The organism is Cyanobacteriota bacterium, from assembly GCA_025054735.1.
Classification (GTDB): domain Bacteria; phylum Cyanobacteriota; class Cyanobacteriia; order SKYG9; family SKYG9; genus SKYG9.
Genome location: JANWZG010000211.1, coordinates 1 through 6,634 on the forward strand (window position 1 = coordinate 1; position 6,634 = coordinate 6,634).

The window sequence follows — 6,634 nt, forward strand, 5'->3', positions numbered from 1 at the left end:
GGTGGCAACTGTTGTCCCCATTTTAATCACTGCAATCTGCTCAGCTGGCAGCGGTGCCTCACTAGTTAATCCCAAGATTTCTCGAATGCCTTGAACAGCAGCATCCTGATAGTGCTCTGGGTTGTCTGACAACAGCTTGTGAATAACGAGGTGACCTGTAGGAGAGCGAGCCACGATGTCAGTAAACGTGCCACCCCGATCGATCCAAAATTCCCACCCTTGTCTAGGGTTCGACAGTTGGCCCATGACCTGCTTTACGACATCACCAAGTTATCCACACTATTAGTAGATTGTAGCTGGCGAATTCGATCAGTAATTGGCTCGGGAATTGGCAGTTCTACCGTGTTAAACATGTCCCTTAACCGATAAGCCCAATCATGACGCAAACAACACTCGTGATAATTTCGATAGGACGTTGTTTCAAGCAAATGCCGATTATCTAATAACGCTTCCACAAACGGTACGACATCATTCAAATTGTCTGGTATTTCGAGGGTGCTATTTTCCCAGTCCATCAACGGGGCCACCTCACGATCGCGGGGTGCTTTCCCCACCAGTACACAACCATGTAACCACCCTTCTAACCATCGGAACAATAGAGGAGAAGCGCCCTGAAACCGAGGTGATTTGCTAGCTTCAAAGCACAAGCTAATCTTTGTATGGCTCAACAACCTAGAATGCAAGGCCAGATGCTCTGTTACAGATTCAACCTCTCCCCCAGAAAAGGTTGAATGCAAATAGATACGCTCCAGTTGGGGAGACTGGTTGTAGTGAGCTTGCAATACACGATGTACGCTCGGCTCAAAGCGCCCGTAACCAAAAATATCAATTGGGCGATGGCCACGATTGTAATGAACCTGACACGTGTCAATGCCTAGAGGTATCACACCAATCTCAAATGAAAGATTTGTTACCGAATGATCAAAGAAACCTGTTGAAATGACAAACACATAGTCTAGCAATGATGCCACTGAGCGATCGACATGGCTAGCAAAGCTCATATCAAGCAAATAGGCAATCTTGAGGTCAAATTGGTCTAAAACAGCCTCCAATGTGTGAATTGACAGCAAAAAGTCTGGTGTCATCCCTAAAATCAGCAATACATTAGGGTCATCACGGTTAGGAATCTTTTCAATGGCTGGAGGTACTGAGAGTTCATACCAAGATTTAAAGATTCGGTGTCTGTAGCGCCGCAAAAATGCTAGCCCTTTATCTGAAAACTTATAATGCTTGAATAGCTTCACATTGATGCTCTGATTTGGCAACGGATAGAGAAACGTGGGCTTTAGGGTCGATCGTAAAAAGTGTTCAAAATCATGAATCACTGAAAAACCAACATGGCGATTACTAGGGTGAATTTGTGAGAGAACAACTAAATTCATGATTCTATACGTGCAAAACTTTGTAAAAGAATAGGTAGCAATAAAGAAGTAATGATTTAAGTGGGAGTCAAGGCGGGCTAGCTTCCCCTTGCAGGCACACCCCTAGTACCCCCTTCCCAGCAAATCATTACTTTATTGCCATTAGCATTCCTAGATTAAGCAGGCCGTTGGCCCATAGCTACAAACGTCAGTTCACAGCTACAGATATGAATGCTCCTAGTAGCCGGGGAACATCAGTGCACAACGAAATTCCCCAAGCTAACTTCACGACGTACAACTATACAGACATATGACCACACGACTATGCAAGTACGACCATATGGACATTACGGAACAAGAATTTCAGACTAGTTTAAATGCCGCCCTCTTGAGTTCAGAGCACACTCCTCGATTACTAATCTGGCAGCCCTCAGCATAGGTTCACACGAGAACACTGCCTCAAAAACTCGATATACAAAGTCAAAAATGTTGACCATCGTCACCAACCCGTACAAAGGCTATCCACTAGCTACCAGACATTACTTTTCAACTACAAATCCACGAGCTTGTAAAACTGCGCAAATTTGTAGAACCATAAGTTGATGAGCCTTGCAAGACGTATGTATAAACTATCAGACATTCGGTTAGTTGTAAATACGGGTTTTTAATGAAAATTTAAACTATTAGCAGTAGGGGGATTCAACATCTTCACAGCTAGCCATAGAGTAAAACTTATGGAGTAACGTTCTATCCAGGATGCTGTGTTAGCACCAATCCATAGTTATTAGGTGGGTAACACTATGCAGTGTAATTCTCTGCTACTGATTAGCAATCCGTGTTGACCCATTAACATTAGCTCGATTGCGCTAACATGCTGACCGTTTGGACTAGCCCAGCAGTGGTTAGTAGTGGTTCAACACCTGTACTATATACTTCATATCCTCAAGTGCATGAGCACAACGTTTCTCCTGTGAATGCTAGCTGTACTCAATGGAGCGCGATCGTCACCTGTTGCCAACAAAGCCCTGTTGGTAAGCTGCTGCCTAGCGCTTTCTACATACATGTTTCTGCTCTGTGCACCCTAGATCCCCTCCTACAGGCTTGGGAAGCAGAAGCTAGGCAACTAGTAACGGTTACTGACAACATTACCCTTGTCAAGTTCAATTTAGAAAAACCCAGTCTGTCATATTTGTATTACCCCAACTTTGATACTGACCCTCATCCTGCTCTCCAAGCTAGTCTACACGTCGATTTGCAGAGCCGTGAGGTCATCCAACGAGACTATAGTAATGCTAAGAATCCCTTTATCTTGCACCGTAAGGAAACCTTCGTTGCCCCTGACTATCCCCTCTATGAGCAGTTTGCTGCCCTAACTCGCCAAGAAGAAGCTCTGGGACTACTGGACAACGCTCGGACGATCGGCACTCGCCAGGGATGGGAACAGCGCCTTGCCCAGTGCCACGTCACCCTCCAGGGACACACTCTGGTGCCCCGATCGCCCATCGTGTCTGCCCCTGTTACTATCGATCGCCACAAAGCTGCTATCAGCCGCAATGATTTCTCCAAACCCGTGCGCCTAGCACTGGAAGCTGGGTTAATCAACGCCAATACAACCTTCTTTGACTATGGCTGTGGTCTAGGAGGTGACCTGGAGCGGGTTGCAAAGCTGGGCTATAGCAGTGCTGGCTGGGATCCCTACTATCGTCCTGATTTCCCCCTAGTCCCCGCCGATGTTGTCAATCTAGGCTACGTCATCAATGTAATTGAAGATCCAGCCGAGCGTCAGGAAGCCCTGTGCAAAGCATGGGATCTCACCCAGCAAGTCTTAATCGTGGCAGCTCAGGTACTTATTGCCCAGGGAAATGCTCAAATCGCCTATGGAGACGGGGTAATCACCAGTCGCAACACCTTCCAGAAATACTACGACCAGGAAGAACTCAAGGTCTACATCGACCAAGTGCTAGGAGTTGATGCCGTACCTGTCGCTTTGGGCATCTATTTCATATTCCGGGATGAAGCTCAGGCTCAGAGTTTTCGAGCATCTCGCTATCGATCGCGGGTGTCTGTCCCTAGAATTAGCATTGCCCACAAGCGCTTTGAGGACTATAAGCAACTGCTCACACCCTTGATGACCTTCTTCACCGATCGCGGTCGCCTACCTACCCTAGAGGAATTACCAGAAGCCGAGACCCTCAGTAGCCAGTTTGGCAGCCTTAAACGAGCATTTCAGATTATCCTCAAAGCCACTAACCCCCAAGAATGGGATGCCATCAGCGATCGTCGCCGTCAGGACTTACTCGTGTATCTTGCCCTTAGCCACTTTGGTCGCCGTCCCAAGCTGCGGGATTTAGCACCCGTCGTGCAGAACGATATCAAAAGCCTGTTTGGTAGCTATCAGCAAGCCTGTGCAGCAGCAGACCTTATGTTGATGAGTCTGAGCAACCCTGCGGTGATTGAGGAGCGTTGCAAGAACAGTGCGATCGGGCAGAAGCGAGCCAATTCCCTCTGGGTGCATGTATCAGCAATAGAAGCCCTCGATCCCCTCCTGCGGCTCTACGAAGGCTGTGCCTCTCGGACGATTGGCCGTCCTCCTGAAGCCACTGTCGTCAAGTTTCACCTCCGTAAGCCTAAGATTTCCTACTTGGTTTACCCAACGTTTGACACCGACCCCCACCCTGCCCTGCACACTAGCATGGACATTGACCTGCGAGACCTACACGTCCACTACCGAGATTACGATCCCAACGACAATCCACCCTTACTACACCAGAAGGATTTACTGGTGACGACCGACTATCCCCTCTATGAAAAGTTCGCTAAGCTGACCCGCCAAGAGAAGGCATGGGGGCTACTGGATGATTTGCACCTAATTTATGACACCCACGGCTGGCAACAGCGCCTGAAGGATTATTGTGCTGAGTTAAAGGGACACCGGGTCGTCTGGCGCAAAGATGCAGACCCCTACCGCGTGAAGTTAGTCAAGTCTACCCAACGGCAGCGGAGCAACGATCGAGCAGGTCACAAGGCTCTTTGACCAGAACCACTCAACCCCAACAACCACCTGTAACCCTTCGTGCCTTTATGACTGCATAGGATGGGAACCCTAGAAAACCAACATCAAATTAAACTACTGCAAACAGCTACTATTGATGCATGGGATGGGACAGATGCAAGTGCGCGAGCGTTGTTAGCGATCGTCCATGGATTAAAACAACTCCAACAGCAAGCAGCTAGTCTAGGAGGAAAGGCAATTGACCACACCTAGTCACCAGATAGACAAAATCTTTAAATCATTGGAGTCTGCTGGTTTCCCGCGCAGTCTGCAAAATCTGCTGCTGCCTGAGTGGGTAGCGCCAGATGTGCTGTCAGATGCCGCAGTTTCATCTGAGATTGCTGCAATTCTTGCCAAGCGGCTAGGGCTTCGAGCAAGTTCAGTACACTCAACTACGAATTTGGACGGGCATTACGAGATAGGTCATTTTTACAGCACCAAGCGGGGTCAAAATGACGGGACTGGTGGCAGTGTTGAGTTGAAGTTGCACTTCAGTGGCATCGATCGCCCTTAAGCCTTCCATTAGATACTTGACGTTAAAGGCAATATCCAAGTTATCCCCAGAAATTTGGGCAGGCAGTTGCTCTCGTCCCATCCCCACATCCTGGGCATCTACCGACAGTGCTACCTCTTGGGCAGTGGCATTAATACTGAGTTTAACCACATTGTTGCGGGCATCGGCTAACACTGAGATACGTTCCAAGGCAGCAAGAAACAACCGGCGCTCTAGGGTAACTTGCCGTTGAAACTGACGAGGAATCAATTGCCGATAGTTAGGATACTGTCCATCTAGCAATCGACTAGTGAGGCGCTGTGCACCCCATTCAAACACAGCTTGGCTAACATCAACCTGCACAGAAATCGTAGGGGTTTGGGCGATCGCCAGCATTCGCTCTAGTTCCCGTAGGGTTTTGGCAGGAATGGTTACCTCCAGCCCTGTATCATCGGCAACTCCCACTTGCTCATCACGGCTTGTTTCCACCACTGCCAATCGGTGACCATCCGTGGCCGCAAACTCCAGAGCATCCTGCCGTAATGACAGATGCACCCCCGTCAAAATCTGTTTAGTTTCCTCAGTACTGCTAGCGAACAGGGTTCCCTGCAAACCTTCAATCAATCCGGCAACTGGTAAGACCGTGACAGTACCATCACTCACCTCTGGCAGCTCTGGAAATTCGTCAGCTCCCATGGCTCGCACCTGATACTGTCCTGATAACGAGGTCAGGGTTGCCAATAGGCTGCTACCCTCTGTCTCGCTTACCTCTAGAACCAAATCACCTGCTGGCAAACGGGATACAATCTCACTCAACAATCGTGCTGGTAATGTTATTTCCCCGCCATCATCTACTTGGGCCGAGAAACTAGTTCGGATCCCAAGGCTTTCATCGAACCCAGTCAGGTTAATTTGGTTTGCTTGTTCATCAGCCACTACTAGTACATTGGCCAGTATCGGCAAGCGTGGCTTAGAGGAAACAGCACGGTTTACAAGGGACAAGTGGCTATTGAATTCAGATTGGCTACAGAGGAATTTCATAGAAGGGACGATCGGATTTTCTGCTAATAGCGCCTTAGTATACCCCAGACTCTACTAATAGAGCCACAGATCATGTGATCTAGACTCCTTGTCCAGAGCGGTTTTCCGATCCCTGAACGATCTTTAAAGAAAGTAGTAGCAGTAGTAGGGGGTGTGAAAACTGTGAATGGTTTACTCTGATCTCGCCATCATGACGATCTGATAGCGATCGCAATTGTGGAAAACATGTGGAAAAGCAGAGTCTTTTTCCACAACTGGGGAATGGGTGGAAAATGATTCCCCAAGAGTTAACCCTTTCTCCCATTCTTTTCCGCAGGGTTTTCCACAGAATTACGCTGATTTTCCACAGCTACAAGAGGTAGGGAATTGCTAGAAAGCCTCTGCTGGTGATCGTTTTGGGTGACTTCTAGGTAGATGTGCTCTAAGCGGATAGACTGGCGGGCAATGGAATCTAGAGGCACGCCCTCAAAACAAGCAATGATGTCCTTGAGTTCTAGGTGATAGGGTAGCCAGAAGGCTAGGTCGTTGTCATAACGGCGGGGAGTGAAGCCATGGCGACGGGCACAGGCGATCGCCCCTAGTTCATCATCAGTACGGACAATTACAATCTCTTGGGCGGGGATCACGCGCACTAGCTCGGTTAACGTGCCTTCAGCAATAATGCAGCCTTGCTTAAGAATGCCAATT

The 6,634-nt window shown here is 48.3% G+C and carries 7 protein-coding genes; 2 read left to right on the forward strand and 5 right to left on the reverse strand.

The features are described 5' to 3' along the window. On the reverse strand, positions 1-246 hold a 246-nt coding region (locus NZ772_11175), incomplete at its 3' end, for a hydantoinase/oxoprolinase family protein (protein MCS6814109.1). Between the two features lie 8 nt (positions 247-254). Further along, positions 255-1,382: a glycosyltransferase gene (locus NZ772_11180; protein ID MCS6814110.1), complete on the reverse strand. Its 1,128-nt coding sequence runs from the start codon at positions 1,380-1,382 to the stop codon at positions 255-257. A gap of 850 nt (positions 1,383-2,232) precedes the next feature. On the opposite strand from NZ772_11180, the gene NZ772_11185 reads away from it, so the two are divergent. Further along, the gene (locus tag NZ772_11185) at positions 2,233-4,395 is read left to right on the forward strand and encodes a DNA phosphorothioation-associated putative methyltransferase (GenBank protein MCS6814111.1); all 2,163 of its coding nucleotides are present in this window, start codon (positions 2,233-2,235) and stop codon (positions 4,393-4,395) included. A 60-nt stretch (positions 4,396-4,455) separates the two neighbouring features. Continuing rightward, on the forward strand, positions 4,456-4,626 hold the full coding sequence (locus tag NZ772_11190) for a hypothetical protein (GenBank protein ID MCS6814112.1): 171 nt from the start codon (positions 4,456-4,458) through the stop codon (positions 4,624-4,626). Positions 4,627-4,646: 20 nt separating this feature from the next. Here the strand turns inward: NZ772_11190 and NZ772_11195 are convergent, their stop codons facing one another. The 3 genes from NZ772_11195 to NZ772_11205 all read right to left on the reverse strand — a co-directional run. Beyond that, a complete protein-coding gene (locus tag NZ772_11195) occupies positions 4,647-4,805 on the reverse strand; it encodes a hypothetical protein (protein ID MCS6814113.1) in 159 nt (52 codons plus the stop codon). Further along, entirely contained in the window at positions 4,802-5,947 is a 1,146-nt protein-coding gene (dnaN, locus tag NZ772_11200) for a DNA polymerase III subunit beta (GenBank protein MCS6814114.1), read from the reverse strand. Before dnaN ends, NZ772_11195 begins: the two co-directional genes overlap by 4 nt. 287 nt (positions 5,948-6,234) lie before the next feature. Next, positions 6,235-6,634 (reverse strand): hypothetical protein (locus NZ772_11205; GenBank protein ID MCS6814115.1); only part of this gene is annotated, 400 nt, incomplete at its 5' end.